Origin of the sequence: Streptomyces sp. CB02923, assembly GCF_001905005.1 — a bacterium.
Taxonomy (GTDB): domain Bacteria; phylum Actinomycetota; class Actinomycetes; order Streptomycetales; family Streptomycetaceae; genus Streptomyces.
Genome location: NZ_LWKZ01000009.1, coordinates 52,782 through 78,699, shown reverse-complemented (window position 1 = coordinate 78,699; position 25,918 = coordinate 52,782). Strand labels below are relative to the sequence as shown.

Annotated in this window: 18 protein-coding genes; 2 read left to right on the top strand and 16 right to left on the bottom strand. The window is 72.4% G+C overall.

Annotated elements, in window-relative coordinates; genetic code table 11:
* The first annotated feature begins 371 nt into the window (after positions 1-371).
* A complete protein-coding gene (locus A6A06_RS11205) occupies positions 372-518 on the top strand; it encodes a hypothetical protein (RefSeq protein ID WP_199930816.1) in 147 nt (48 codons plus the stop codon).
* Positions 519-2,803: 2,285 nt separating this feature from the next.
* On the opposite strand, the gene A6A06_RS41575 is transcribed toward A6A06_RS11205, so the two are convergent.
* The 4 genes from A6A06_RS41575 to A6A06_RS11185 all read right to left on the bottom strand — a co-directional run bounded on the left by A6A06_RS41575 (position 2,804) and on the right by A6A06_RS11185 (position 5,603).
* Entirely contained in the window at positions 2,804-2,962 is a 159-nt protein-coding gene (locus tag A6A06_RS41575) for a DUF6760 family protein (RefSeq protein WP_199930815.1), read from the bottom strand.
* Positions 2,959-3,498: a hypothetical protein gene (locus A6A06_RS11195; RefSeq protein WP_073761079.1), complete on the bottom strand. Its 540-nt coding sequence runs from the start codon at positions 3,496-3,498 to the stop codon at positions 2,959-2,961. The genes A6A06_RS41575 and A6A06_RS11195 overlap by 4 nt, the downstream gene beginning before the upstream one ends.
* Positions 3,498-3,941 carry a phage tail protein gene (locus A6A06_RS11190; protein ID WP_073761068.1) on the bottom strand — a complete coding sequence of 148 codons (444 nt, stop codon included), beginning with the start codon at positions 3,939-3,941 and terminating at the stop codon, positions 3,498-3,500. Before A6A06_RS11190 ends, A6A06_RS11195 begins: the two co-directional genes overlap by 1 nt.
* 66 nt (positions 3,942-4,007) lie before the next feature.
* On the bottom strand, positions 4,008-5,603 hold the full coding sequence (locus tag A6A06_RS11185; protein WP_073761067.1) for a phage tail sheath family protein: 1,596 nt from the start codon (positions 5,601-5,603) through the stop codon (positions 4,008-4,010).
* Between the two features lie 302 nt (positions 5,604-5,905).
* Between A6A06_RS11185 and A6A06_RS11180 the strand changes: the two genes are divergently transcribed.
* Positions 5,906-7,300 (top strand): hydrolase, encoded by a 1,395-nt coding sequence (locus tag A6A06_RS11180; RefSeq protein ID WP_073761066.1) that lies wholly within the window; start codon positions 5,906-5,908, stop codon positions 7,298-7,300.
* Between the two features lie 75 nt (positions 7,301-7,375).
* On the opposite strand, the gene A6A06_RS11175 is transcribed toward A6A06_RS11180, so the two are convergent.
* The 12 genes from A6A06_RS11175 to A6A06_RS11120 form a co-directional block, all read right to left on the bottom strand.
* Positions 7,376-9,442, bottom strand: a complete 2,067-nt coding sequence (locus A6A06_RS11175) for an ATP-binding protein (protein WP_443333730.1) — start codon at positions 9,440-9,442, stop codon at positions 7,376-7,378.
* Complete coding sequence (locus A6A06_RS11170; protein ID WP_073761065.1) at positions 9,439-10,116, bottom strand: DUF4255 domain-containing protein; 678 nt, start codon at positions 10,114-10,116, stop codon at positions 9,439-9,441. The genes A6A06_RS11175 and A6A06_RS11170 overlap by 4 nt, the downstream gene beginning before the upstream one ends.
* A gap of 185 nt (positions 10,117-10,301) precedes the next feature.
* A complete protein-coding gene (locus A6A06_RS11165; protein ID WP_242440684.1) occupies positions 10,302-10,958 on the bottom strand; it encodes a helix-turn-helix transcriptional regulator in 657 nt (218 codons plus the stop codon).
* A 250-nt stretch (positions 10,959-11,208) separates the two neighbouring features.
* Positions 11,209-11,622: a hypothetical protein gene (locus A6A06_RS11160; RefSeq protein ID WP_073761064.1), complete on the bottom strand. Its 414-nt coding sequence runs from the start codon at positions 11,620-11,622 to the stop codon at positions 11,209-11,211.
* 1 nt (position 11,623) lies between these two features.
* Positions 11,624-16,021 (bottom strand): golvesin C-terminal-like domain-containing protein, encoded by a 4,398-nt coding sequence (locus A6A06_RS11155; protein WP_073761063.1) that lies wholly within the window; start codon positions 16,019-16,021, stop codon positions 11,624-11,626.
* 196 nt (positions 16,022-16,217) lie between these two features.
* Positions 16,218-17,477, bottom strand: a complete 1,260-nt coding sequence (locus A6A06_RS11150; protein WP_073761076.1) for an ABC transporter permease — start codon at positions 17,475-17,477, stop codon at positions 16,218-16,220.
* Positions 17,478-17,494: 17 nt separating this feature from the next.
* Positions 17,495-18,205, bottom strand: a complete 711-nt coding sequence (locus tag A6A06_RS11145) for an ABC transporter ATP-binding protein (protein ID WP_073761062.1) — start codon at positions 18,203-18,205, stop codon at positions 17,495-17,497.
* Entirely contained in the window at positions 18,202-19,536 is a 1,335-nt protein-coding gene (locus A6A06_RS11140; RefSeq protein WP_073761061.1) for a peptidoglycan-binding protein, read from the bottom strand. The genes A6A06_RS11145 and A6A06_RS11140 overlap by 4 nt, the downstream gene beginning before the upstream one ends.
* A gap of 26 nt (positions 19,537-19,562) precedes the next feature.
* On the bottom strand, positions 19,563-20,489 hold the full coding sequence (locus A6A06_RS11135) for a hypothetical protein (protein WP_242440683.1): 927 nt from the start codon (positions 20,487-20,489) through the stop codon (positions 19,563-19,565).
* Positions 20,490-20,597: 108 nt separating this feature from the next.
* Entirely contained in the window at positions 20,598-21,071 is a 474-nt protein-coding gene (locus A6A06_RS11130) for a hypothetical protein (RefSeq protein WP_073761059.1), read from the bottom strand.
* Positions 21,072-21,411: 340 nt separating this feature from the next.
* The gene (locus A6A06_RS11125) at positions 21,412-22,578 is read right to left on the bottom strand and encodes a serine hydrolase domain-containing protein (protein ID WP_073761058.1); all 1,167 of its coding nucleotides are present in this window, start codon (positions 22,576-22,578) and stop codon (positions 21,412-21,414) included.
* 138 nt (positions 22,579-22,716) lie between these two features.
* Positions 22,717-25,863: a BTAD domain-containing putative transcriptional regulator gene (locus A6A06_RS11120; protein WP_073761057.1), complete on the bottom strand. Its 3,147-nt coding sequence runs from the start codon at positions 25,861-25,863 to the stop codon at positions 22,717-22,719.
* Positions 25,864-25,918: the final 55 nt, after the last annotated feature.

The window sequence follows — 25,918 nt, the reverse complement described above, 5'->3', positions numbered from 1 at the left end:
CGGTACGGATGAGCCGGGTGACGCGGCCGATGATGCGGTGCACCAGTTCGTCGAGCTGGTGGTCGCTGAGTGCGCGGGGGTCGAATGCGGTGGCTGGGAGCGGGGGTGGTGTGGGGGTGGGTTCCGTTGGGGTGGGGGTCGTGGGGGTGGGAGATCCCGTGGGGGTGGGCGGGGGCTGGTTTCTCGGAGGTTGTTTCTGCGGAGGCTGTTCCTGCGGAGGAGGGGCGTAGCGAGAGGGGCTGTACGGAGGAGGGGGCTCGTAGGGAGGAGGGGGGCTGTGGGACGGAAGTTGATAGTTGGACGGGAGTGGGTGGTTGGACGGAGGGGGCTCGCTCGGGGGCGGGCGGCGCGAAGGCCGGATCATGGGCAGCGTGTCCGCCACCGTGGCCCCGGCCATGGCGGCGAGTTCACCGATCGTCGAACCCCAGGCGCGCTGGATGGTGACGGGGGAAGAAGCGGGGGAAGAGGCGGGGCCTGAGTTCGCCGGAGGCCGCGGAGCGGGCGCGCCCGCTGCCTGAGCCGAGGAGCCGGACAGCGATGTGGCGTTGGCGGGCGCGGCGGGGACCGGGGCCCCGAGCGGCGAACGGCGCCGTGCGGTGGCGGCCGGAACGCTTCGGTCCCGGAGGGGCAACGACACGGCACGTGAGACGGATACGGGTCCGCGGTTCGGCGCGGCGGGCCTCAACGGAGCGATTCCCGGCGGAGGTTGGGACGGAACGGCGGGTTGCGCGAGGCTCCGGAGCGCGGGCTTGGCGGAGTGGGGCGCGGAACTCCGGGGTGTGGCGGCCGACGGCGCGGGCGATGAGGAGATGGGCGCGCCGAGGCCGGTTCTGGCGACCGGGCGTGTGGCGCTGCGCTGCACCGGCGGGACGGGAGGTGCGGGGCGGGCTGACGTCGTGGGCGGCACGGGGGAAGCGGGGAGCGTGCTCCTGGATGAGGGCTGAGCCGTAGCCGGATGAACCAGGGCCCGGCCGGGGGCTTCATGCGGTGCGGCGGAGCTGGTCGCCGATGGTGCTGTGGATGCGGTGGGGACTGCGGGTAGGGCGTTGGTGCGGTTACCGGCAGCCCGGAGAGATCGCTGAACAGGCGTGGTTACTCCCTGCGGACTCACAGCGGGCACGACCGCCGAGGTGACGTCGTCGGCCCACCCGCCGACTGCCCCGGGCCGAGCGGACGGCGTCTTTCCCGAGGACGCTACGGGCTGGGTCGCGGCGTCCTGCACGCGGGCCAGCGCGCGCGGCTGAACAGCCGGGGCGTCGGCGCCGGGAGCGGCTGAACCGGCAGAACCGACCGGACCGGCGGGCCGTACCGTGGCGGGCGCCGCATCGTCCGGCGCGCTACCGGTGGCGGACGCTGCGACGTCGCCCCGTCCGGCCGGGGCTCGCTGCACGCGGACCGGGCCGCGTACCGCCGTACCTCGGTGGCTGTGCGGTGCGTCGGCCACGGGGAGGGCGCCGGTCTCCGTCCGCCCCCGTCCGCTCGGCGCCGCACCGGACTTCGGCATTCCGGCACTCGCGGACTTCGGCGACGGCGTGGGGCGGCTGACGGGACCACGCGGGGCAGCCGAGCCGCCTCCCCCTCGGCCGTCCTCGGCCGGTGATACCGCTACGGGCTCGCCGGGGGCGTCGGCCGATGCCCCTGCGGTCCTCGTGGCGGGCGCCCCTGCCGCCGGGCCCACAGCCGTCGTCGTCTCTCGCGCAGGCGGCGCGGAGATCCGCTGCGCCACCGGCAGAATCCGCCGCTGTACGGCCCCCTGCCCAGCCGACGCCTTGGTCAACGGCAGCCGTGACGGAGTGGGCGTCACACGGTCACCGCGCGACGGGAACGGGGCAGCTACGAGCGCGTCCCCCGGCATCGCAGACACGGATGTGGATGCCGACGCCGACGCCGACGCGGATATGGGCGCAGGCGCAGGTACGGACATGGGCGCAGACGCAGGCGCAGCGGACGGCGCCCCCACCGGCTCCGGCCGCGTCACGGCAGCAGGTGTGCCACGACGAACGCCGCCGGCGGGCCGCCCCCGCACGGCCTGCTGAACCGGTACGGCAGGCCCGACATGCCCGGCAGGCCGCACACGCCCAGCAGACCCGACAGGCCCTACAGACCCAGCAGACGCGGCAGATCCGACATGCCCGGCAGAACCGGCAGCCCTGGCAGCCCCGACAGGAGATGCGGACACCGCCGCACCACCCACCACCGGCCTCGAACCCGCCACGGCCACCGGCACCGGTGCCGACACCGGCACCGACTCCCCCACCCGAGGCACCGCCCCCATACGAGGGATCACCCCCACCCGAGGCGCCACCCCCACCGACGCCACCCCCCGCAGCCGCGCCAAAGGCACCCGCCGTACGGTCGCCTCCGGCGACGCAGGCGTCCAGGGGAGCGTGCCCGACGGCTGTTCCAGCCCTGTCACCGGGCGGGCCGTGGTGGTCATCGCCCCCGCGAGCAGGCTCCCGAGCGCGGGGCCCAGGATTCCGAGGCGGTGTGGCGCCTCCATGAACGAGGGGTTCTGCCACGTCGGCAGCCGCTTGCCGAAGGCCGCGTCCGCGACTTCGGCCCGGCCGTCGGCGACGGACCGCTGGACCGGCGGCAGCGCTCTCCAGGCGGTCGCGGTCGCGGCACCACCGGACGCCGCACCACCAAACGCGCCACCACCAGGCACAGCACCACCAGACGCCGCACCACCAGACACAGCACCGGCACCCGCCGGCTCCCCTGACTCCCCTGGCTCCCCCGCGGCCCCGACGCCACCCCGCCCCCGTCCGCCCCGCCCCCGTAGCCGTTCCAAGATTCCCACGGGTCAGCCCTCCGTCCCGGCGCGTGTCACGAAGGACGCGATCCGGTCCGCGTAGGCACGGCGGTCGTGGTGTTCCAGGTCGAGGATCGTCTCCAGGTCCCAGTGGAAGTGGTAGGCGACGTACGCGATCTCCTCGTGCAGTCGGTCGGTCGCGTACGTCACGATTCCCCCAGGCGGCTCCCGCCGAGTTCCACCTCGAACGGCTCGGAGCAGTGCGGGCACTGCACCGCGGCGCGGGTGTGGCCCTCGGCGTTGATCTGTCGGTAGAAGTCCTGGAGGAACGCCAGGTCGGAGGCGAACATGTTCTCCACGATGCCGTCGTGCACCATCGACAGCGTGCCCAGGCGGGCGATGACCCGGCCGAGCAGCACCACCGACAGGTACGCCGGGTTCTCCTGGACGCGGACGTCGCGCAGCGGGACGAGTTCGTCCCGTGCGGTCGACAGGCGCATCACGCCGTCCCGGTGCACGGTGCCCGACTCGTCGACGTATCCGCGCGGCAGTTCGAAGGGGAACTCGGTGCGCAGGTCGCGGGGCGCCGCGTCGGCCGGAGCGACGGGAGCGGCCTGCGGCCCACCGCCCGCCGCGGCCGGCGAACCCGGCGGCACCGCGAGCGCCGCACCCACACCCGTACCCGCACCCGCACCCACGCCCGCCCGCGCGCTCCCCTCCGGCGCGCCGGCAGCCGTGCGCCGCATCATTCGATGACCAGTTCTTCGAAGACGATGGTCACGGTCTCGGTGAGTGCGGCGGCCTCGCCGGCCTTCAGGGTGCTGGCGTCGATCTTGCTGCACCAGGCGTTGCGCAGGTTGTACCGCTTCACCGGATTGTCCTGGTAGTCCATCATGATGATCGAGGCGTTCTTGCGGGCCGTGCTCATCTGGCCGCTGATCGATTCGTTGATCCATTTGGTGAACGAGGACGACTGGGTCATACCGCGCACCACGGTGCACTGCCCGTTCTTCTGTACGCCCGGCAGCAGGTTGGTCTCCAGATGGCCCTGTGCGGAGTTCTGCTGGTGGACGATGACGTCCTGTTCGATGGTGAGGCCGCTGACCTCCGCGAGGTACTCGACCATCACACCGTCGATCTGGAGGCCGAAATTGTGTGAGGTGAGGGAGTCACCCTGCATCAGACTCATGGGTTCGCTGTCCTTCCGGTACTTCTTGGCGATTGCTTACGGGAGCGGGAGGCGTGGGCGGGCGGCCTACTCCTCCAACTCCCCGCTGCCGCTGGAGAACTGGGACAACCGGAAGATCACGAACTCCGCCGGCTTGACCGGCGCGATGCCGATCTCGCACACGACCCGGCCGACGTCGACCGACTCCGGCGGATTGGTCTCCTCGTCGCACTTGACGTAGTAGGCCTCCTCGGGCCGCTGGCCGAAGAGCGCGCCGCCGCGCCACTCGTTGACCAGGAACGCCGAGACGTTGCGCCGGATGCGGGCCCACAACGCGTGGTCGTTCGGCTCGAACACCACCCACTGGGTGCCGATCAGGATCGACTCCTCCAGGTAGTTGAAGTACCGCCGGATGTTCAGGTAGCGCCACTCGGGGTCGGAGGAGAGGGTGCGGGCTCCCCAGACGCGGACGCCCCGGCCGGGGAAGGCCCGGATGCAGTTGACGCCGATGGGGTTGAGCAGGTCCTGTTCACCGCGGGTGATCTGGAGTTCCAGGTCGACGGCGCCGCGTACGACCTCGTTGGCGGGGGCCTTGTGCACACCGCGCTCGGAGTCGTTGCGGGCCCAGATCCCGGCGACGTGGCCGCTGGGCGGGACCATGCGGGCCTGGCCCGTCGCCGGGTCGAAGGACTTCAGCCAGGGGTAGTACAGCGCCGCGTACTTGGAGTCGTAGCCCGCCGTCTCTTGGCGCCACACCCGTATCTGACGCGCATTCAGGCCGGGCGGCGGGTCGATGACCGCGACCCGGTCGCCCATCAGCTCGCAGTGGGCAATGAGACCGAGCTGGACGGCCTTCACGGCTTCCGCGTCGATCGTCCCCCGCTGGTAGGCGGCCATGAGGTCGGGTACGGCCACCATGGACACCTCGTCGATGGCCTCCAGGCCGCCGAATCCGGTGCGGTCCGCGGAGTCACCGAGGTACTGGGCGGGGCCGGGGTGCGCGGCCGTGTCCCGCTGCGCGGGGACCGGCGCGGGGGCCGGGGGCGGCGGCGCGGGCAGGGTGACGGTCTGGTTCTCGGGGCGGGTGAGCTGTGCCGCCGCCGCGGTCTCCGTCACGGTGATGAGCCGGGAGCGTTCCCTGACCTGGGTGACGATGTAGGACCGGTGGCTCTTCTTGGCGCTGGCGTCGAAGGTCTCGACCGGCTTGTCACCGTCCTTGACGATCAGCTTGAAACGCTCGGCGGGGCCCTCGCCCTCGGGGTCGGCGACCTCCACGGTCAAGGGGCCGTTCGCGCCGTGTGCCGTGGCCGCCACGGCGAACACGCCGAGCTGCTTCGGCTCGGCGGCGGGCAGCGCCGCCTGCGGGGCCGCGCCGTTCACCTCGGCGGGCGCCCCGCCGTCGGCGGTGATGCCGTCGGCGGAGCCGCCGACCCGCACCACGTACGCGGCGGAACCACCGTTGTTGAAGAAGCCGTAGACGGAGTGGGCGAGGTAGTACCCGTCGGTGAAGGCTCCGAAGGAGGTGACGTACTGGGTCCAGTTGGTCACCAGGGTGGGCTCGTTCAGCGGTCCGGTCGGCGCGAGGCCGACGAAGGCCGCCACGGAGGTGCCCACCCCCTCGATCGGACGTGATCCGCTGGCCACCTCCTCGACGTAGACGCCGGGTGACAGGTAGGACGGCATGCTCTGCTCTCCTCGGGGTACGAGACGGGATGCCGTCCAGCCTGGCGCGCGCGCCCCGCCGCTGAAACGGCCTCGGGTGCCGGGCCCCGGGCAGTGCCGCTGCCCCCGAGGGCACGGCGGCCGCTTCCCGCCCGACGGGCGGCCCCGTACCGGCCGCGCCCCTGCCCTCGCCGCTGTTACCGGCGGTCCGGCCGCCCGGCGCCGGACCGCGAACCGGAGGACATCGGGCGCCGTCCGTCCGGGCAACCGGGTCTGCCCGGTGGCCTCCTGACGGCGTCCGCCTCCTCTCCTAGCGTCGTGGCGTGAGCCTTTGGACCTCTTTGGAACCCGCCTCCGCGACCGTCGATCCCGGCAGCAGCACCACGGTGCGGCTGCGGGTGCGCAACACCGGAGACATCGTCGACGAGTACCACTTCGAACCGGTCGGCGATCTCGCCCCCTGGGCCCTCGTGGAGCCGCGGTCGCTGCGCCTCTATCCGGGGACGACCGGCACGGTGGAGCTGACGTTCGCGCCGCCGCGTACGCCGGACGCGTCCGCCGGCCCGCATCCGTACGCGGTGCGGATCACGCCGACGGAGCATCCGGACGCCGTCACCGTCCCCGAGGGCAACCTCACCGTCACCCCCTTCACCGAAGTGCGCGCCGAACTGGTGCCGCCGACGGTGAAGGGGCGGTTCCGGGGGCGGCCGCGGCTGGCGGTGGACAACCTCGGCAACACCAAGGTGACCGCCTCGCTCAGCGGCAGCGACAGCGGCGACCGGTTGTCGTACGACCTTCGGCCGGGCAACGTGCAGATCGAGCCGGGGCGGGCCGCTTTCGTGAAGGCGACGCTGCGGCCCCGGCAGATCACCTGGTTCGGTTCCCGACAGGAACAGCCGTACCGGCTGGCCGTGCGGCGCTCCGGCGCCGACCCGACGGAGGTGGACGGCACCTTCGTACAGCGCGGGATCCTGCCGGGCTGGCTGGCCGGCTCCTTCGGCCTGCTGCTCGCGCTGACGATCGCGTTCGTGACGATCTGGCTGGCGTACCGGCCGCAGGTGCAGAGCGTGGCGCGGGAGAAGCCCGCGAAGGCCGGACAGCTCGCGCCGGGCCGCCCGTCCCCGCCGATCAGCAGCCCGCCTCCGCAGCCCCGGCAGTCGCAAGGCCCGTCCGAGAAGCCCGGCGGCGACGGGGAGGAGAAGCCGAAGGGCGGAGGCGGCGACGGGGACCAGCCCGAGGAGGAGCCCACGGAGCGCACCGCGGCCACCGCGGTGCGCGAGCTCGTCGCCCGCAGCGCGGGCCGCCACATCTGCTACCGCGCCTTCGTCCAGGACGACGGCTGGCAGGAACCGGTGTGCGACGGGGCGGAGGCGGGGACGGCGGGCCAGGGCAAGCCCGTCAAGGCCCTCAACATCGCGGTGTCCGGAACCAACGGCGTCACCGGCGCGGGCGCCTACGTGGGCGAGGGCTGGCGCAAGGGCGACGCGTGGCAGAAGGAGGACGACGTCAAGGACATGGTCCTCGGCAGCACCGAGAGCGCCGATCCTCCCATGGAAGGGTTCACCCTCCAGGTCTTCGACGGCTCCGTATGCCACGAAGCCAACGTGAAGGACCGGAACTGGACGGGCAAGCTGTGCACCGAACCCGGCAAGTGGCGGTACGGCGGCAGCCCCATGGAACTGAACCTCCCGTTGGAGGCGGTCCGCTTCACCGTGTGACCACGCGACGGCGGGGCCGGGGTATTTCTGACGGATCTCCGCGGAGATGCATCAGGAACGCCCCGGCCCTGCGCGTCACCAGCTCGTCTCGCCCGGGACCAGCCGGCCCGCCTTGCGGTACTCGCGGCGGGCGCCTTCCCACAGGTCGCCCGCGGCGACCGGCTCGTCCCGGCCCGCCGCGAGGTAGGCGGCGGTGACCACCGCACCGCGGATCGCACCGCCGGCCAGCTCGAAGTCCCGGGCGAGGGAGGCGACATCGAGGTCCTCGGCGCAGGGTACGTGCGCCAGGCCGTTCCGCCACAGCTCCCGGCGCTGTCCGGCGTCCGGGAAGGCGAAGTCCACCACCGTGTCGAGGCGGCGGGTGAACGCGTCGTCGATGTTCGCGCGCAGGTTGGTGGTCAGCAGGGCGATGCCGTCGAAGGATTCGAGGCGCTGCAGCAGGTAGGCGCTCTCCATGTTGGCGTACCGGTCGTGGGCGTCCTTGACCTCCGAGCGCCTGCCGAAGACGGCGTCGGCCTCGTCGAAGAGGAGCACGGCGTCGGTGCGGTCGGCCTCCGTGAAGATCCGTTCGAGGTTCTTCTCGGTCTCGCCGACGTACTTGTCCACGACCGAGGAGAGTTGCACCACGTACAGGTCGACCCCCAGATCGGCGGCGATCACCTCGGCGGACAGCGTCTTCCCGGTGCCGGACTCCCCCGCGAAGAGGCCGAGGACGCCGCGGCCGCGGCCGCCGCCCGCGCTGAGCCGCCAGTCGCCGAGCACCCGGTCGCGATGGCGGGCGCGCAGGGCGAGTTCGCGCAGCTGGGAGAGCGGGCCGTCGGGCAGGACCAGGTCCCGCCAGTCCACCGCGGGCCGGATCCGGCGGGCATGCTGTTCGAGGCCCGAGGCGGACTGCTGCCGGGCGGCGAGCCGGACGTGGGCCGCGGTGAGCGGAGCCGCTTCGAAGGCCGCGAGCGCCGCGGCGGCACGGGCGGCGCGGGTGATGCGGGCGCCGCCGAGGTGGTACGGGGCCACGGTGGCGGCCAGGTCGAAGCCGTCCGCGGCGGGCCCCAGTGCGGCCCGCCAGGCGGCCGTGCCTTCTGCCGGGGGCCGGGGCGCCTGCAGCACGAGCGGGTCGTGCGGGGACCACTGCGGATCGTACGGGCGGGGGTCGGCCAGCAGTACGGTCACGTCGGTTGCCGCGGTCAACTCCGCGACGAGCGGCTCCGGTTGTGCGGGCAGCCCGCACAGGACGACGGCCCGGCCGCTCAGGCGCGCCTCACGCAGCAGTTCCGGGACGCGGTCCGCGGGCCCCGAGAACCGCAGCGCCTCGACGCCCGCCTCGTGCAGAGCGGAGGCGAGGGTGGTCAGGGCGTCGCCCTCGCGGTGCTCCCGCAGGTAGGCGGTGCACGGTTCCCGGCCGAGGAGGGTGGCCAGCCGTCGGGCGAAGCCTTCGTCGTGCTGCGCGGTGGGGAGCGGGTCCGGCAGCGGATGCAGGTGGCCGAGGAGCGAGGCGTCCGGGGTGTCGTCACCCAGCAAGTGGGCGGTGAGCCGGTCGGGCACGCGCAAGGAGCGGGTGAGGAGCGGGCGTTCGGCCTCCTCGACGGTCAGCAGTCCGAGGGCGCGGAGCGGCGCCGAGGGGTGGAAGCGGGCGCGGGCCTCCGGCAGGTGCGCGGGCGTCCCGCACAGGTCGAGGGCGAGGCCCACCGTGGCGCGGCGGCGGCTCACGTCGTCGTTGAGGTAGCCGTAGAGCGGCTCGAAGGTGCGGTCGACGTCGGGGGCGAGGGCGATGAGGACGATGGCCGTGTCCAGTTCCGTCAGCCGCAGCCGGGCGGCTGCCCTGGCCAGCCGGTCGTCGGTGTCCTCCGGCCGGGCCGTCGGCGCGCCGGGCGAGACCTCTGTCGGCGCGCCATGCGGGACGTCCGTCGGCGCTTCGTGCGGCCAGGTGCGGAGCAGATGGCTCACGGCTTCCCGGGACACGTAGAGGCCGCGCAGCGGGTCGTTCGCGGTGGGGTCGGCGGCGGAGCGGTGTTCGACCAGTGCGGCCACCGTCTGCCGCAGCCCGGCGAGCCGGTCGAGGAGGGAGCGTGCCGGTCCGGCTGCGCCGTGCTCCCGGGGCCGGGCGGGCGGCGCAAGCACGTCCTCCATGGGCGTGGTGTTCATGGCTGCTCCGTGCGGCGGGCCGCCGCCTGCTCATGTGCGGTACGGGCGGCGGCCACTTGACCGGGCCGGTGGGCGCGCTCCGCCGATCGGGGCGGGCCGCCGTCGGCGCCGTGTACCCGGACCACCGCGCCCTCCGTGACCGGGGGCCCCGCGTCGTAGTCGGGGAACGCCGGGAACGGCACGGTCACCGTGACGTCCAGGGACGGCTTGAGTTCACCGCCCAGCGCGGCCCAGATCTCGGCGAGGGAGCGGGCCTCCGACTGGATGACGCCCACCGTCACGGGCACGGCCAGGCCGAGGCGGCCGAGCGCTTCCGGTAGCTGGTGGGCGGCGAGCAGTTCGTGCGGCAGCAGCGTCGCCAGCGCCGCGGACAGCAGCCGGTGTTCGTCCTGCGGCGTCTTCGTCCAGGCCGTCACCAGGTAGGACAGCCGGAACCAGCGCGGCGGGCGACGGCGGCGCACGACGATGTCCCGGTCGTCGCGCAGCGCCGTACGGCCGCGCTGCCGCCGGGACACGTCCTCCCGGATGTCGTACAAGTAGGCGTTGACCACGGGGGCGTTGCGCCGGGCGGCCCAGTCGCGGGTGGGCACGTCGAAGGACACCTCGATACCGGATCCGGCCAGTGCCCCGCCGCCGATGAGGCCCTTGAGGACCTCGTCCACCTCATGAATCACTGTGTTGCTCCCACCTGCCGCCTGTCGGCGGCCGGCTCCTGGCGTCCGCTCTGCGTGGTCCTGCCGCCGATCCTGCTCCGGGCGCCGTCCGGGGCGCAGGCGCGGCAGGGACGACAACGGGGCACCGCTGCTGCCTCAAGGGCCCGTCCCCGCCGCCCGTCCGGCCGGATGCGGCTCTCGCGGGGTCATATGTAGCCCTCGCGGAGCGCGTACGCCACGGCGTGCGGCCGGTTGCGCAGGTGCAGGCGTGTGGTGAGGCCGTGCATGACGTTCTTGACGGTGCGCTCGGAGTACGACAGTTTGACGGCGATCTCCGCGGTGTCGAGCCCCTCGGCCACCAGCCGTACGACGTCCACCTCGCGCGGCGTCAGGCCGAGGAAGGACCCCGGCTGGTCGGCGCCGCCCCGGTGCAGGCGCCCCACCTGGCCGATGAGCCGGCCCAGCAGGTCCGCGGGCAGGTCGCCGCCGCCCTCGGCCGCGGTCAGCACCGCCTGCACCAGCCGGTGCGCGGTGGCCTCGCGGCGCCAGACGATGACTCCGGCTCCGCACTCGATGACGTCCAGCAGTTCGTTCTCCCGGACCGTCCCCACGACGAGCACCACCCGCGCGCCCTCGCTGCGTACGACGCGCCGCAGCCGGGCGAGGGCGGCGTCGTCGAGTACGTCCTCGACGAGGACGGCCACGGCGGTGGGTCCGGGTTCCTCACGCAGGTCGACCTCAGGGTGCCGGCGCAGCTGGCTGAGGACTCCTTCGCGACTGATCGGGTCGTGGGCCGTGACCGCTACCCGTACCCGGCTGTCGCGAGGTGCGGATGCCGTGACGGCCGGCTGCAAGCTGAGCAAGCGTTCCCCCTGTGTCCACTGCTTCCCGGCCGCCTCTCTCCCCGATTGCGCGGCCGGTATCTGACTGTGGTACCGACCATGCCGCAGGGAAGAGGGCCGCCGCGTCGGCGAGAACTACGTAGCCCGGCGGCTACGCAATCCGGCCCACGACGACGCACCGGCGGGAAAGCTGCGGTGCAGATTCCCGCCGGTGCGTCGGCGCGGTGCCTTTATCGTCGGTGCGCGCCGTTCAGTGTCGGCGCGCTGCCGTTCAGCGTCGGTGCTGCCTCCGGGCAGAGAGCAGCGGGACCAGGGCGACGACGGCGAGGAGCAGACAGGCCCCGCCTGCCGTGGTCGTCCTCGGCGCCAGGTCGGCCCACGCCTCACTGGCGTCGGCGTTCAGCCATGCCAGCACGGACAGGGCCCAGAGCGGAACCCCTGCCCAGGCCAGAGATCCCGCCAGCCAGCGCAGCGCCTGGGCGGTGCCGCGCCCGGCCGCACGGTACGCCTGTACGGCGAGCAGCACCTGGGCCAGGAAGTACACCTCGCCCAGCACGAGACCCATCCAGTACGAACCCGACAGCCAGGCGACGGCGGGAACACCGAACAGCATCGCGGCGGCCCCGGCCGTGGCCCACACGGCCGCACCGGTTCTGATACAGGTACGGGCTCGTACGGTGGGCACTTCAGTCTCCGTCCGGGGCGGTCGTCATATGGGGCGTCTTGTCATCACAGTAGATGACCCGCTTCGGTGTCTCATTGGTCGAGCTGAACGGCGGAACGGTGATGTTCCACGGATTTCCGCCATTGCCGCGGACCGCGACATCGCATTTCCCGTAGGCATTTCCCTTGTCGGAGGTCACACCGGGGACGTTGGAGAAGTCCGCGAAGTTTCCGCGCTGCACCGGACCGGTCGCGGGCTTTCCGGTCTGGTCGATCATCCGATCGTTATGGTAAAGGTACAGATCCGGCATGTACCCCTGGTACACGAGGCCGTGGGCCGGCTTGTTGTCGGCATTGGAAACGGACTGGGTCGACTTGACCGAACCGTCCGAGCAGAGGGCGACGGAGATGTTCTGCCAGATCGGCGGGGCCGCGTACAGCAGCGATCCGGAGGCGCCGGGAATGTCCAGCTCCCTGTAGAACATGTTGTAGAAGTCACCCGCGGTGTCCGCGACCTCCTGCGGAAGCTTTCCGCCGTCGGCGGCCTTCTGCAGTTGGTCCACCCATGCTCTCATGTTCTTGTCGGTGGTCGGCGCGCCGCCCAGCGGACGGTAGCCGTCCACGCCGCCGCCGATCGTCTTGACGTTCAGACACCGTCCCGACTCGTCGACGGCCGGGGTGCTGTGGTGCGGCAGGTAGGCGCGCGCCGGGGTCCAGCCGGTCTCCAGCGGGTTCCGCACCCGCGTCTTCTTCCCGGTGACGGTGTTGGCGTCGAGGGCGCTGTACGACAGGTCCGGCATCGTGATGCCGCTGGACCGGTAGTCGGCGACCGTGGCCTTGACGAAATCGGCGACGAAAGGCGCGATCCGCGTATTGCCCACGCGCCAGTTCACCGCGAAGTCCTCGGAGTCTTCGACGATCTTTCCGTCGTCCCCGATGACATAGCCGGCGTCGATGTGCGTCTTGTTCTTGTAATCGAGGTCCGACGCGAAGGCGTCCGCGGGCTTCTTACCGCCGGGCCGGGGATTGGTGAACCCCATCCACTGTGCCTGCGACGTGTCGCCGGTGAGCGAGGTACCGGCATCGGCGACCTTCTTCGACCACGTCCGCATGGCCGCGAGGGTTTCGGCCCCGAGGCAGTTCTTCTTCGCGGCGCCGGTGGCGCAGGCCGGGAATTCGGTGAGGCCCTTCACCCGCGATTTGCTCTTGTCGTTCCAGGGCGCTCCGCCGACGGTCTTGTTGCGGGCCCAGTCGTAGAGCGTCTGCCGGTCACGGATCGGCGTGTTGAACTGGCTGGGGGTGTTGGTGTCCAGGTTCTGGTACGGGTCGATGGTGGCGACCGCGTCGAAGGAGTGCTGGACCCACTTGCCCTTCATCGGGGCGACGGCGACCGCGTCGAACGCGATGTCCGTGTCGCCGGTGCCGCCCTTGGTGATGCTGGAGAGCCTGACCTTCGGGTTCCCGTCGAAGAGGAACGCGCCGATGTCGACCCAGCGGTTCTTCCCCTTGCCTCCCTGGTTCAGCTGGTCGACGACCCGGGTGCGCTTGCCCTTGGCGGTCTCGATCTCGTAGGTGGCGGCCCTGGTCTGCGCCCCGTGGTCCGGGATGTGCACCAGGACCTTGGCCGGGCCCGTGACCTTGTGGTGGAAGTCCCAGGTGCCGGTGACCTTCATCCGGCGGCCCTTGGCGTCGTCCTTGCGCGTGTGGGCGAACCAGAAGTGGCTGCCGTATCCGGCACCGAGCTGCTGGAAGTCGATCTTCGCCGAGTCGGTGGCGAAGTCGAGCCGGAAGGCGCCGCTGTTCTTCTTCGGCTGCGCGCAGCCCGGCCGCACGACCGGGGTGCCGTCCGGGACGTCGTCGACGATCAGCGCGTTGCCGGGCAGTCCCGCGGTGGAACAGTTGGGCGGGTAGGCGGTGCCGTCCGCCTCCTCCTTGTACGTGTCGTTGAACCGGAGCAGTTCATTGCCGCACTGCCCCTTGTCGCACTTCTTCCAGGTGACCGGCTTGTTCCACCAGCACTTGAGGTCCTTGCGGTTGCAGGCTCCCAGGCCCGGCTCGTTCTTGTCGTCCGGGCCGATCTTGCCCGGATCGCACTCGTTGTCGGCCGTGCAGAACAGGCCCTCGGGCGGCTTGACGGTCGTACGGTCCGAGAAGTTCGTCCACCATGCCTGGCGGAAGCCGTGCACCATCGTGCCCGGGGACTCCAGGGCCTCCAGCGGACGGGCGGCCCAGCCCAGCACCTTCTCCTGGTAGGGCCAGTCCTGCGGGTGGGCGGCGTCCTTGTAGTTGTCGCCGCCGGTCGCGCTCTCCAGGAAGGGGCGGCGGTTGGCCTTCCACAGCGGGTTGGCCGGGTTGTTGGTGAAGCCGACGCCCCACTTGCCGCCGTTCTTGCCCGCCTCGGACTTGGGGTAGTACCCCGAGTTGTAGGCCCACAGGGCGAAGAACCAGTTCTCCATGTACTTCGGATCACCGTTGTTGACGGTCAGGCCGTCCTTGTGGGTCTGGTTCCACTTGTCGGCGAGGATGTTGACGCCGGCCGCGATGTTGGCCGTGTAGTCCAGCGCCGCGGCCTCCTGCTGCAGCTTGGTCTTGAGCTGCTCCTCCGGCTTCTCCTTGCCCTGGATGCGCATGCCGTCGGTGACCTGCGTGATGCCGTATCCGCAGTCGGCCTTGTCCCAGTGGATGCCCCACGGGTCGTTCTGCTGGCCGTCGGCCGCGTACGTGATGCCGTAGTAGTTGCCGACCAGCGGGTTGCCCGACACACCGGGCACCACGACCCGGGACGCCTGCCACATGTTGGATTCCTGCGCGGTGACGCCCAGCATCACCTGCGCCGGGATCCGGCCGCCGCCCTCCAGTTGCAGGAGAGGGAAGAGGGACTGCGGCTTGTAGGCGCCCATCCCGAGGTTCTTCCAGTTGGCGGGCCGCGAGATGTGCTTGTTCAGGTTGTTGGTGACGGCCTGGTCCACCGCCCACTCGATCTGCCGCGGCTTGGGCTGCACGGCCTGCTTGCGCGGGTCGTTGCGGGGTACGGAGCAGTACCGGCCCGGCTCGGCGGTGTCGTCGACGGAGCTGGCCGCCCGCGCGCGGAAGGCCGCGGTACGGGCCTTGGCGGAGCCGGCCGGTGCGGTCAGCGCCGGGGAGGGCTCGGCGCCCTGGTCCGCGTCACCGACCGCCTCGTGCTCGGGGTCGACCCGGAACTCGGCCTGCTTGCCGGTGTCCAGGACCTTCAGGTCCACGTCCGCGGAGCGGGACGCGGGGGCCTGCTGCGCGGCGGTACGGGCGCCCTTGTCGTCCGACCACTCCGTACGGGTCACCAGCGCCTCGCCACGGGTGGTGGCCCGAGCGCCCTGGGGGACGTCGGTACGGCGCTTGACCGCTCCGGGCAGCTTGCCGGCCGCCTGGGTCTCCCCCGTGATGAACACCTCGCCGGTGGCGCTGCTGGACAGGTCCATGTTGTGCAGCGGGCCGCGGGCCAGCACGGCCGGCTCGGTCCGGGCGTCCGCCCGGTCGATGTCACCCGCGGTGACCCGCCGGACCTCGGCCTTGTCCGGCCCCGGTCCCGCGGGCACGGCGGCCGAGCGGGCGGTGGGAGTGGTGTACGCCATGGGGCTCGGGCCGGAGGTACCAGTGGGGCGGTCCAGGTAGGTCACGCCGCCTTCGGTGTCCGCCTTGAGCTGGAAGGGGATCCGGTCGGTGTGCGCGACGGTACGGCGCCCACCCGACTTGTCGATCTTCACCAGGCGGTCGGAGTCGGCCGCGACGAAGCCCTCGCCCACCGGTACGGCCGAGGTGACCTGGCCCTTCAGCTCGACCGGGGCGCTCAGCCCGCCGGTGGCGGCGTCGACCTCGATGAGGCGGGTGGCGTTCTTGTCCTCGCCGCCGTCCTGGGTGAACACCGCGGTCTCGCCGGTGCCGCAGCCCGGACTGAAGTAGGCCAGCGACGCCTGCCGGTCCAGTTTCTTCACCGCGCCGGAGGCGAGGTCGACCACGGCCGTGAAGGCGCCGCGGGCCATCAGCTCCGGCCGGTTGGTGAAGGTACGCGGTGCGTAGGCGACCACGGCCCGCCGGCCCGAGCCCGTCACGCACGCGTTGCCGATCCACATGTCGGCGTCGAAGCCGGGCTCGCGCAGGGTCGCGGCGGTGCGCCACTCGTAAGCCTTGTTCCGGTCGGCGACCAGGACGTGGAATCCCTCGGTGTCGCCGCTGGTGGTCCAGGCCCGGTCCTGGGACGTGTGCCAGTCCTTGCCCAGCACCGTGTCCCGGTCCGCGTTCTTCACCACCGACGAACGCTGCGGCGCCGGGGCGTCCTGGGGCTGGTCGTCGGCCCAGGCGGTGGTCTGGAGGAGTGAGCTGAACAGCGCGGCGGAGACCGCCGTGGCGACGGATGATCGCCATCTGCTCGTGGAGCGATGTCTCAAAAAAAGTCCTTGGTTGTCCGCGGCCGGGCCGCGGGCGTATCCGTACGGGGTGATCGTGGGCGGGCCGGGGGCGGTCGCGGGCAGCGCAAGGACGCCGTGCGGCGGCGGGGCCGGCACGGCCCGCGGTGCACCATGGCCGGGGCGGAGAGCAGCAAAGCGTAGGGAGGGGGTCGCAGGGGCGGGACGGGGTGCCGGATCAGCGGCGCAGGGCTTCGGCCGGTGGAATGCGGGCGGCGCGCCACGCGGGGTAGAGGCCGGCGAGCAGGCCGGTGGCCAGGCCGAGGGCGGGCGCGGTGGCGACCGCCAGCGGGTCGATCACCGGTGTCCACTGCCGTACGGCGGAGACCAGCACCACGGTGAGCGTGCCGGCCGAGGTGCCGATCAGGCCGCCGAGGAGACCGAGAGCCGTGGATTCGGCGAGGAACTGGGCGGTGATGTGGACGCCGCGGGCTCCCAGGGCGCGGCGCAGGCCGATCTCGCCGGTGCGTTCCATGACCGCCACCAGGGTGGTGTTGGCGATGCCGACACTGCCGATCACCAGGCACACTCCGGCCAGCACGAGGAAGAGCTGCCCGAGGTCGTCGCCCACGGCCGAGCGCAGGGCCTTGGGGTCGGGTGGCGGTACGGCCCTGAAGTAGTCGGGGTGTTCGGGGCGCAGCGCGGTGGGGGCTTCGTCGGCGACCTGGCGGGCGGCGCCGAGTTCCGTGGCGATGAGCATGTGCGCCCGCTCGTCGCCGGGCGGCCCCCAGAGGTGCTCGGCGGTGGAGCGCGGTACCAGGACGGACATGAGCAGTTCGGGTTTGCGTTCGAGGTCGTCCACGATCCCGATGACCGTGAAGGCGGTGTCCCCGATGAAGACGGCGGGCCGGGTCTCCACGGTGGTGATGCCCAGGCGGGCAGCGGTCGCGGCACCCAGTACGGCGACGCGTTCGCGGTGGCTGTCGTGGTACGGATCGAAGGTGCGCCCCTGGGCCAGGGAGGGCCCGGCGGCCCGCAGCGCTCCCGGGGACGCCGCGATCAGCGAGGTCTGGGCGGTGCTTCCGGTGCCGCGGGCCGGGGTGGAGCGTACGGCCTGCCCGGCGGCGAGGCGGACCTTCCAGCAGACGCCCGCCGCGGTGACGCCGTTGAGCCGGCCCACGCGGGTGTCGGCGTCGGCGGGGAAGGCCAGGGGGACGTGTCCGCTGTCGGTGCCTCCGGTGTCCTGCACGGTGACTTCCGTGGCGGTGAGTTCACTGAACCGGCCGTCGATCTGGGAGGCGGCGGTGCCCGTCAGTCCGAGCACCGCGATGAAGGAGCCCACGCCGAGGACGGTGCCCAGGGCCGTCAGCGCGGAGCGGGCGGGACGTTGCAGCACTCCTGCCAGCGCTTCGGAGACCAGGTCGCGCAGGGAGAGGGCCGAGCGGCGGGCGCGGCCCGGCGAAGGGGCTGTGGCGGGGCCGGGTTCCGTCGTGGTCATGCCGGGTTCCGTCGTGGTCATGAGGCGGTTCCGGTGGGGCAGGTGTCGGTCAGCACGCCGTCGCGGATGGTGATGGTGCGCTGTCCGCGGGCGGCGACCTGGGCGTCGTGGGTGATCACCACGAGGGTCATGCCGTCCCGGTGCAGGGCGTCCAGAAGGTCGAGGAGGGCGGCTGCCGTCGCGGAGTCGAGGTTTCCGGTGGGTTCGTCGCAGAGCAGCAGGGACGGGCCGGACACCAACGCCCTGGCGATGGCGACGCGTTGGCGTTCCCCGCCGGAGAGCCTGGTGGGCAGCGCCTCCGCTCGGTGTGCCAGCCCCACCCGCTCCAGCGCCTGCGCGGCACGCGCACAGCGCTCGCGGCGCGGGGTGCGCCGGTAGAGCATCGCCAGCTCCACGTTCTCCCGGGCGCTGCGGTGCGGCAGGAGGTGGAAGGCCTGGAAGACGAATCCGATACGCGTCCCGCGCAGGCCGGTACGTTCGGCGTCCTTGGCCGCGCCCGCGTCGGTGCCGTCGAGCAGGTAGCGGCCCGTCGTCGGCAGGTCCAGCAGGCCGACGATGTTCAGGAAGGTGGACTTGCCCGAGCCGGAAGGGCCGACGACGGTCACGTACTCGCCCCGGCCGATCGTCAGGTCGCACGCCCTGAGGGCCTCCACCGGGGGCGGTCCGGGGTAGGTCAGCCCCACGCCGCGGAATTCCACCACGGGGCAGGCGCCTTGGCCGCCGTTCATCGCCGGTCCTCTCCGGCGCCACGCCGCGCGCTCACGCCCACCACGACCTGCTCCCCCTCGGTCAGCTTCGCCCCGTCGGCCGGGGTGACCTCCACGACGCCGTCACCGGACATGCCCACCCGTACCTCGACGCGGCGGTGTTCGCCGCCGGTCTCCCGCACCGTCACGGTGGTCCGCCCGTCGGCGCCCGCGGAGACCGCCGACGAGGGTACGGACAGCACCTTGCCGCCGGTGGACGCGACGGTGATCGTCAGCCGTACGTCCTGATGCGCCATGTCCGCGGGCAGCGGCCGGTCCGGCTCGATCTCCACGGCGTAACCGCCGCCGTCCGGCTGCCCGTCGCTTCCGCTCCCGTCCGCGGACCCGCCCTTGCGGACCGTCGGCGTACCCGCCACGGAGACGATCTTCCCGACGGCCTGCCGCCCGGTGGTCTCCGCGAGGATCCGGACCTGCCGGCCCGGCCGGAGGAGTTCCCTCTCGTACGGCGCCACCTCACCGGTGACCCGCAACGCGCCCGCGGAGAGGGTCATGAGCTTCTCGTCCGCTTCCGCGCCGACCTCGGCCGCGACCGAATCCACCCTGGCGGTGCGCCCCTTGAAGTACGCCACCTCGGACATCGGCACCACGACACCGGCGGCCGGCGGCTCCGCCTTTCCGCTCCCCGGGGAGCGGCTCTTCCCGTTCTTCGCGGCGCCCTCCTTCCCGCCTCCGGCGGCGCTGCCGCCCTCGGCGCCGTCGGACACCGGCTCGTAGCCCGCTGCCGCGTACAGCGCCGTCACCGCACGTCGGGTGCCCGCGCCGAAGACGCCCGCCCGGTCGGCTCCCGTGGGATGACCGGCCGTGGCCAGCGCCTGTTGCAGCTGCGCCACGTCCTCGCCCCGCGCCCCTGTCCTCAGGTCCCGGTACGCGGGCAGCGCCCCGGGCAACGCGAAGACCGGCCGTCCCGACACCTCCAGCAGGACCCGGCCGCCGGTCACGGAATCACCGGCCTTCGCCTTCACCTTGGTGACCACCGCGCGGCCCGTGTCCTCGCCCGCCGGGTCACCGGCGGCGATGTCGACGGTCTGGGCGGCGACGACGCTGCCCCGCGTCACGAGGGTGCGGGACAGGGGCTGCCGTTCCACCGGCGCGGTGAGCGTGTCCCGGGGCGGGGGCGCGGTGTCCGCCGCCACCTGCGCGGGGGATTTGATGACCGCGGCGGCTCCCAGCCCCAGTGCGCCGAGCGCGAGGGAACCGGTGACCACGACGATCAGCGCCCGTCGGCGGCCGGCCAGTCCGGTACGCGGCCCGGCGCGTTCCCCGGCCGCGTGCCGAGTGACGTCCTTCCGCATGGCCGTCTTCCGTATGGCTGTCTTCCTCATGCGGTTCCGGCGAGAAGGGACGATGCCTTCTTGACCATGGCATCGCGGCTCTTTTTGATCCGGTCGAGGTTCTCGGCGTTCTTCTCGATGGCCTGCTGTTGCAGTGCGCTCTCGGCGTCGAACCAGGTTCTGGCGACGGCGTGGCGCTTGCGGCATGCGAGGTCGGCCAGCGCGGTGGAAATCTCCAGTCCGCTGACGTCGGGTGCGGAGAATCGCGGGTCGTCGCTGGCGTCCAGGGGCTCCTTGTAGGAATAGCCGCTGTCCTTCATGCAGGAGGACCATTCCCGGAAGACCGCGACGACCTTCGGGTCCTGCTTCGACCGTACGAAAGCGTCGTTGCCGATCCGCTGCGCGGCCTCGGAGAACTCGGTCCCGTCACTGCCGAGCCGGGAGGCGGCCCGGCCCGCGCAACCGCCCTTCGGCACGGCTTTTCCGTTGATCTCGGTTCTGCTGCCGCGCAGCGCGGCCTCGGCCGTGCCGCCGTTCCCGGCGTCTTCGTCGAGCGCCCCGGCCTCCATGGCCTTGTCATAAGCGGCCTGTTCCGCGGCATCGGGCTTGTAGCCGCGTTTCTTCGCCAGCGCCGCGTCATGAATGCCGTAACGCCAGTCGGTCAGCGTCTTGGGCCCCATGTCCGGGAGATCCGGTGCCGGGCTCCAGTCGAGACCGAGGTCTTTCATGCAGTCGGCGATCAGCAGTTCTTTCGCCTTCGCCGCCTGCCGGTCCTGCCCTTCGGAAGGGAGGTACGCCTCGATGGGCAACGTCCACGTCGCGGGATCCGCCGCGTCGAAGCTCCTCGCCGGTGCCGGCTGCGACGCTGCGCCGCCCTCTTGCCCGGCCGAGGAGCAGCCCGTCGCCGCGCCCAGTACCAGCGCGGCTGCGAGCACCGCCCTGCCCTTCGGCCTCACGCGCAGTACCTGTCGCACGCCTACACACTCCATTTTTACCTCGGTACACAGCCCCGTCGAGCCGTCCCGCCCCGGCTCTGCACGGCAAAGGGGGCGGAACGGCCGGGGATCACCCGCTGTTCCGGTTCAGCTCTTCCACTGGAACGACGCGTTGTTGTTGAACGTCTTCTTCAGGCGCATGGACGAGAAGGTGGGGACCTTGTCGACCGCGCCCTTGTAACCGCTGTTGTAGTAGACCCAACCGCGGTACTTGGAATGGCCGTTCTCGGCCGCGGTGGAATTGTTCATGATGCTCTGGCCGGATCCGCGGCCCTTGCGCGGGCAGAACGTCAGCGGCCCGGAGGCATTGATGGTGCCGGCCTGCGGAACCGATCCGAGGTTCCACTCCGAATAGCCGAGGTGCCGCCACGAACCGTTGAGGCTGGAGCTCCAGTGGAACGTGAACTTGTATTTCGAACCGCCGCACGCCAACTCGACGTTGTCCCGGTTCGGTGCCGCCGTCGCCGACGCTCCGAACGATGTCCACGCAATCATCGTCGCCGCGCCCAGAGCGCACCAGCGGGCACGCTTGCGCATCCTCGGTTCACCGAGGTTCTTCATGTTTGGGGTTCCCCTGCTCATACATCTGCCGACCGGCGCCGCATAAAGGGCTCGCACAGGGCGCACTGGCTCGGCTCGAAAAACGCGAAGCCCTCCCGTCGACCGTAAAGGAAGGGATCTTCACACTCGACCTGGCAAGAAGGCGCTATGCCAACAAACTGGACATTTAACCGGCCTTTATGGGTGAGCATCCCCACGGTTGTACGGGAACCAGGATCAATCGCATAAACATCCGGTCACCGAGCACCGAAGACGCCCGCCGGCCCCGGCCCGCGGCATGCGCGACCGGGGCCGGAGCCGGGGCCGGAGCCGCGACCGGAGCCGGGGCCGGGACCCGCCGCTACAGCCCCTGGACGGGCGGGATGCCGAACTCCGCCTCCAGGGCCTTGAACAGGACCTTCCAGGTCTTGAACTCGGTGTTGGTGTGCACGACGATGGTCTGCTCGCCGTCGGGAGTGCCGACGGCGGCGAGGTGGGAACCCTGCATGCTGCCGCCGATACCGCGGAGGTGCACGCCGCCGGTCACCGCCCGGTCCAGTTCGAACACGCCGAGGCCGTACGTGGCGTGGGGCATCCAGTTGCCGCCCTCGGTGGACAGCATGGTCCACATCTCGCGGTGCTGGGCCGGCGGGAGCAGGCTGCCGGAGGCGAAGGCGTTGAACACCCGGAGCATCTCGCCCGTCGTGGAGATGACGTTGCCGGCCGCGTAGGCCCAGGAGCTGTTGTACTCGGTGACGTCGAGGGGCGGGAGGCCGGGCTCCTCGAACATCGACTCCCAGTTGTCGGCGGTGACGGCCGCGGGGTCGGCGCCGTCCTTCAGGAACAGGCTCGAATACCCCTTCGGGTGCGGTTCCGGGTAGCCGGTCTCGTCGGCGGGGCGCACGTAGGTGTGGGTCAGGCCGAGGGGCTGGACGATGGTGCGCGCCACCTCCTCGGCGTAGGTGTTGCCGGTGACCTTCTCGATGATCATGCCGGCCAGGTAGAAGCCGCCGTTGGAGTAGGCGAAGGCCGTGCCCGGCTCGTGGATCGGCGGCTGGGACACCGTGAGCTCCAGCAGTTCGTCCAGGGTCCAGGTGTCGAAGCGGTGCTCGGCGAACGTGGAGCGGGTGGCGTAGCGGCTCGACAGTTCCGGCGCCAGTCCGGTGACGAACAGGCCGCTGGTGTTGCTGAGCAGGTGCCGGATGGTGATCTTGTTGCCGTCGTAGCCGTTGACGTTCAGCGCGCCGGGCAGCCACCGCTCGACCGTGTCCTCGATGCTCAGCCGTCCCTCGGCCTCCAGTTGCAGCACCGTGGCCGCCGTGAACGCCTTGCCGGCGCTGCCGACGTGCACGTGTTCGCCCTCCTGGCGCGGGAGGCCGGACACCAGGTCGGCGGCGCCCGCGGAGCCGAACCACGTCCCGTCCGCGTCCCGGACCTCGGCGACGATGCCGGGCACGGCCACCTCGGCCACCGCCCAGTCGAGCGCCTGCTGGATCTGCTCGCGGTTGCTGCTCGCGGAGTTCGTCATGTCGGTCTCCTCCCGGCGGGCGCCGCGGGCCCCCTGGTGGGACCCGGCTGTCCGCCCGCTGCTGCGGTACGGACACGACAGTGCCGACCGGCGATGACAGCGCTCTGATCGTGCGCTGACAGGCCGGGTGCGCTGCTGTCAGCGGCCGTCGGCCGACCGGCGCAGGTGGTCGATCGCCTCCTGCCGTGGCATGGCGGCGCCCCGCCCGTACGCCGTGCCGTACGCCGCCCGGCCGAGCCGTCGCGCGAGTTCGGCGGCGAGTTCGCGCACCTCCGGGTCGCCGTCGTCGAAGGCGCCGCGGACGGCCCGGCTCGTACCGAGCGCGGTGGCCGCGCCCGCCGGGTCGCCCTCCGCCAGCAGCAGCCCGGCCAGCTGCTGGGCGGCGGGCGCGATGTTCCGGTGGGCGAAGGCCGCCCGGACGGCCCTGGGCAGCAGCTCGCGCGCCCGTACGGCGTCACCGGCCGCCAGGAGGTTCGCCATCCTCGCCGGCGCGGTCCAGTCCTCCACCGCCTCGCCGGGCAGGGACGCCTCACGCCCGAGCTGCTCCATCCGGTTCAGCAGCTGGTCGGCCCTGTCCAGCTCACCGGCACGGCGGTGCAGTTCGGACCGGCAGGCCAGGGCAGCGATCCGCTGGAGGTCGTCGCCGCGCTCCCGGGCCGCCTGCTCGGCCCTTTCGATGTCGTGCCGCGCGCCCTCCAGGTCCCCGCCGCGCATCCGTTCGGCGGCCAGCCCGAGCCGGTACTGGACCTCGTCCTGGGGTACGAGGGCGAGCCCGCGCCGGTAAGCGGCGACCGCCTCCCCGTGTTCTCCGCGGACGGAGTGCACCCGCGCCACGCCTGCCAGCGCCATCGCCGTACACAGGTCGTCGCCCGTGGCCTCGAACTCGCGCAGGGCGCCGGCCGTCGCGCTCGCGAGGCCCTCCCAGTCGCCGCGGTCGTGATGGGTGATCGCGTCCACGAGGTGCGTACAGGCGACGGCCCACCGGTCCCGGCGTCCGCGCACCTCCCGCGTCAGGCGTCCGACCAGCTCGTCCAGGCCGAGCAGACGGCCCGTCGGAAGGGTCACCAGGAGCAGCATCGGATAGCGCTCCAGCGCGCCGGTGCGTGTGCAGTCCTCGATCACGGCGCGCACCCGCCCGGCGTCGGGGGCCGGGTCGGCGGTGCCGGTCAGGAGGCGGATCGCGGTGAAGGCGGCGCGGGCGTCCGCGGGCAGCGCGTCGCCCAGCTCGCACACTCCGGCCACCAGGGCCTCGGCCCGGACGTCGTGACGCAGCGAGTTCCAGTACCAGTAGAGCGGGCCGAGGAGCCGGGCGGCGGCGTCCGCGTCCCGTCCGTCGACGGCCGTCCGCAGCGCGAACACTAGGTTGTCGTACTCGGCCGCGAAGAGCGCGAACGAGCGGTGCTGCCGGGCGGAGCGCAGCAGCGGCTCGTGCTCCTCGGCCAGGTCGGCGAAGTGCCGCACGAGGCGGTCCCGGACCGCGTCCCGCTCGCCCGCCCCGAGCAGTTGCTCCGCCGCGTAGGCCCGTACGGTCTCCAGCATCCGGTAGCCGTCCCCGGCCCGTTCCACGAGGGACTTGTCGACCAGCGAACCGAGTACGTAGGGGATGTCCCCGGCCGGGAGTGTCCCGTCCGAACAGACCGCCTCGACCGCTTCGGGCCCGGTCGGCGCGAGGAACACCGCCAGACGCCGTGCCAGCGTCCGCTCCTGGCCGGTCAGCAGCTCCCAGCTCCACCCGATCACCGCGTGCAGGGTGCGCTGGCGCGGCTGCGCCGCCCTGTTGCCCGTGGACAGCAGGCGGAACCGGTCGTCGAGCCGCCGCGCGATCTGCTCGGCGCTCATCGACCGCAGCCGTGCCGCGGCCAGCTCCAGGGCGAGCGGCAGCCCGTCGAGCCTGCGCACCACCTCCCCCACCGCGCCCAGGGTGGCGGCGTCCGGCGTGAAGCCGGGCCGGACGGCCGTCGCCCGGTCGGTGAAGAGCCGTACGGCGGCCGACGCGGCGGCCTCGGCGGGCTCCGCGTCCGGGCGGGGAAGGGGCAGCGGGCCGAGGCGGCAGAGCGTCTCGCCCATGACCTCCAGCGGTTCTCTGCTGGTGGCCAGGACGGTCAGCCGCGGCCGCCGTTCGAGCACGCCCTGCGCGAACTCCGCGACGGCGTCGACGAGGTGCTCGCAGTTGTCGAGGACGAGCACCGCCTCGCCGCCGCCGAGCAGGTCGGCCACCCGGTCCAGCGGGTCCGTACGGCTGTCGCCGGGCGGGCGCGGCGCGTTCGGTGTGCCGAGCGTGCCGAGTGCCGCGTCGAACACCCCGTCAGGGCCGCTCGCCCCGGCCAGCGGGACGAACCACAGCCGGCCCTGCCGGTGGGCCCGGTGCCTGGACGCCGCCTCCACGGCCAGCCGTGTCTTGCCCACACCGCCGGGGCCGACGACGGTGACCAGCCGGGAAGCCGTCATCAGCCGGTCCAGCAGCGCCATTTCGCTGCCCCGGCCGACGAACGAGGTCAGCCGCGCGGGCAGGCGGCCGGGCGCCGGCCCGACCCGTGCGGCGGGCGGCTTCTCGTCGCCGCGCAGCACGGCGAGGTGGGCCTCGCGGAGCCCGGCCGAGGGGTCGACACCCAGCTCGTCGGCGAGCCTGCGGCGTACGTCCTCGAACACGGCCAGCGCGTCGGACTGCCGGCCTGCCGCGTGCAGGGCGCGCATGCGCAGCGCGGCCAGCCGTTCCCGTAGCGGGTGGTCCGCGGAGGCCGCCTCCAGGTCGGCCAGGACGCCCGCGTGGTGGCCGAGCCGCAGCTCCGCCTCGCAGCGGTTCTCCAGCGCCGCGGTACGCAGTTCCTCCAGCCTGGCACCGGCCGGACCGGCGTACGGAGCCTCCCGCACATCGGCCAGCGCGGGTCCCTGCCACAGTGCGAGAGCCTCGCCGAGCAGGGCAGCCGCCTCCTGGGGCGTCCCCGCGGCGAGCTCGCGTTCGCCCCGCGCCGCCAGCGCTTCGAAACGCGCGACGTCCACGTGCTCCTTGGGCACCGCGAGCCGGTAGCCCGCCCCGGTCGACTCCAGGAGTTGGCCGTCGGGCAGGGCTTTGCGCAGCCGGTACACCAGCGCGTGCAGCGAGTTGAGCGCGTCCGCGGGAGGGCGCGTGCCCCACAGGCCGTCGATGAGCGCGTCGGGCGACACCATGTCGCCCGCCGCCAGCGCCAGTCGGCCCAGCAGCATGCGCGGTCTCGCGCCCCCGATACCGACCGGCGTCCCCTCTCCGTCGAAGACCCGCACCGGCCCGAGCACCGCTATCCGCATTCCCACCGGCCCATCATCCCGGACCCGTGGAACGCGGCACACGGCGGCCGGGGAG

Bases quoted from the DNA above. Each gene is read 5' to 3' on its own strand.
- A6A06_RS11175 (WP_443333730.1), bottom strand. From the start codon at position 9,442: ATGAACACCACGCCCATGGAGGACGTGCTTGCGCCGCCCGCCCGGCCC.
- A6A06_RS11120 (WP_073761057.1), bottom strand. From the start codon at position 25,863: ATGCGGATAGCGGTGCTCGGGCCGGTGCGGGTCTTCGACGGAGAGGGG.
- A6A06_RS11190 (WP_073761068.1), bottom strand. From the start codon at position 3,941: ATGAGTCTGATGCAGGGTGACTCCCTCACCTCACACAATTTCGGCCTC.
- A6A06_RS11195 (WP_073761079.1), bottom strand. From the start codon at position 3,498: ATGCGGCGCACGGCTGCCGGCGCGCCGGAGGGGAGCGCGCGGGCGGGC.
- A6A06_RS11125 (WP_073761058.1), bottom strand. From the start codon at position 22,578: ATGACGAACTCCGCGAGCAGCAACCGCGAGCAGATCCAGCAGGCGCTC.
- A6A06_RS11145 (WP_073761062.1), bottom strand. From the start codon at position 18,205: ATGAACGGCGGCCAAGGCGCCTGCCCCGTGGTGGAATTCCGCGGCGTG.
- A6A06_RS11140 (WP_073761061.1), bottom strand. From the start codon at position 19,536: ATGCGGAAGGACGTCACTCGGCACGCGGCCGGGGAACGCGCCGGGCCG.
- A6A06_RS11150 (WP_073761076.1), bottom strand. From the start codon at position 17,477: ATGACCACGACGGAACCCGGCCCCGCCACAGCCCCTTCGCCGGGCCGC.
- A6A06_RS11130 (WP_073761059.1), bottom strand. From the start codon at position 21,071: ATGAAGAACCTCGGTGAACCGAGGATGCGCAAGCGTGCCCGCTGGTGC.
- A6A06_RS11185 (WP_073761067.1), bottom strand. From the start codon at position 5,603: ATGCCGTCCTACCTGTCACCCGGCGTCTACGTCGAGGAGGTGGCCAGC.